The 2,136-nt window shown below is 63.4% G+C and carries 2 protein-coding genes; both read right to left on the bottom strand.

Annotation, left to right across the window (positions count from 1 at the left end; all coding sequences use genetic code 11):
• Positions 1-848: type I glyceraldehyde-3-phosphate dehydrogenase (locus tag EGI20_RS17675; protein ID WP_498633028.1), on the bottom strand; the 848-nt coding region annotated here is incomplete at its 3' end.
• Between the two features lie 73 nt (positions 849-921).
• The coding region (locus EGI20_RS17670) for a transketolase-like TK C-terminal-containing protein (RefSeq protein ID WP_498633027.1) at positions 922-2,136 on the bottom strand (1,215 nt) is incomplete at its 5' end.

Raw genomic sequence — 2,136 nt, 5'->3', positions numbered from 1 at the left:
AGCGGCAGGGTGTTGTAGCCCAGCACGCCTTTCATCTTGCCGTCGGCCATTTCCTTGACGATGGCGTTCACTTCTTCAACCGTGGTGTCGCGGCCGGCTTCGAAGGTCAGGTCAACCAGCGATACATTGATGGTTGGCACGCGTACGGCGAAACCGTCCAGCTTACCTTTCAGCTCCGGCAGTACCAGGCCGACGGCCTTGGCGGCGCCGGTCTTGGTCGGGATCATGTTCTGGGTGGCGGAACGGGCGCGGCGCAGGTCCTTGTGGCGCACGTCGGTCAGCACCTGGTCGTTGGTGAAGGCGTGGATGGTGGTCATCAGGCCTTTTTTCAGGCCGATGGTGTCGTTCAGCGCCTTGGCCACCGGAGCCAGACAGTTGGTGGTGCAGCTGGCATTGGATACGACGGTCATGTCGGCACGCAGCACGTCGTGGTTGACGCCGAACACTACGGTGGCGTCCACGTCGTCACCGCCCGGGGCGGAGATCAGCACCTTCTTGGCGCCGGCATCGATATGAGCCTGGCACTTTTCCTTGGAGGTGAAGGCGCCGGTGCATTCCAGCACCAGATCGACGTTCAGTTCTTTCCATGGCAGTTCGGCCGGATTGCGGGTGGAGAAGAACGGGATCACATCGCCGTCAACGATCAGGTTGCTGCCTTCATGTGAAACCGGGGTGGCGAAGCGGCCGTGTACGGTGTCGTACGAGGTCAGGTGGGCATTGGTCGCCAGGTCGCCGGAGGCGTTGACGGCGACGATCTCGAAGTCGCCACGCAGATTGTATTCGTAGATGGAACGCAGGGCCTGACGGCCGATACGGCCGTAACCGTTGATTGCAACGCGGATGGTCATTGAGTTTCTCTCCGAGAATAGGGGGGAAGCGGAATGCAAAAAAACGGCCACCCCTGACGGGGTGGCCGGTCTGTTAGCCGATGACGGCGCGGGTCTTGGCGACCACATTGTCGACGGTGAAGCCGAATTCCTTGAACAGCTGCGGCGCCGGCGCCGACTCGCCAAAGGTGTCGATACCGACCACATCGCCTTCAAGGCCGACGTATTTGCGCCAGAAGTCGGAGACACCGGCTTCGATGGCTACGCGCGGCACGCCGGCCAGCAAGACGCTGGCCTGATAGGCCTTGTCCTGACGGTCGAACACATTGGTCGACGGCATGGACACCACACGCACCGCCACGCCTTCGGCTGCCAGTACATCGGCTGCCTTCAGCGCCAGCTCGACTTCGGAGCCGGTGGCAATCAGGATGGCTTGAGGTGCAGCGGCATCGCGCAACACATAGCCGCCGCGTGCGACGTCGGCGATCTGCTGGGCGTCGCGCGGCACGAATGGCAGGTTCTGGCGGCTGAGGATCAGGTTGCTCGGGCGCTTGGCCTGTTCGATCGCGCTGGCCCACGCCACGGCGGTTTCCAGCGTATCGCACGGACGCCAGGTATCCATGTTCGGGATGTAGCGCAGCGTCGCAGTCTGTTCCACCGGCTGGTGGGTCGGGCCGTCTTCGCCCAGGCCGATCGAGTCGTGGGTGAACACCCAGATCGGGTTGATCTTCATCAGCGCCGCCATACGCAGCGCATTGCGCGCGTATTCGCTGAACATCAGGAAGGTGCCGCCATACGGACGGATGCCGCCGTGCAGCGCCATGCCGTTCATGATGGCGGACATGCCGAATTCGCGCACGCCGTAGCTGATGTAGTTGCCGTTGCCTTCTGCATCTATCCATTCCGAACCGGACCAGTTGGTCAGGTTGGAGCCGGTCAGATCGGCCGAGCCGCCGACAAACTCGGGGAACAGTGGCGAGAATGCCTCGATGGCAATCTGGCTGGCCTTGCGGGTGGCGACGGTCTGGGCGGCTTCATTAATGCGCGCCAAGGCGGCGGCTTTGTGCTCGGCCCAGCGTGCCGGCAGCTCGCCTGCCATGCGGCGGGTAAATTCGGCCGCCAGCTCGGGATAGGCGCGGCGGTATTCGGCAAAGCGCTCGTTCCAGGCGGCTTCGCGCTTGGCGCCGGCTTCGCGGGCATCCCATGCGCTGTAAACCTCGGCCGGAATCTCGAATGGCGCATGCGGCCACTTGAGGTTTTCGCGTGCGGCGGCGATTTCGGCGGCACCCAGCGGCGCGCCGTGTACATC

The organism is Aquitalea sp. S1-19 (assembly GCF_024343515.1).
This window is presented reverse-complemented; position numbering and strand designations above follow the sequence as displayed.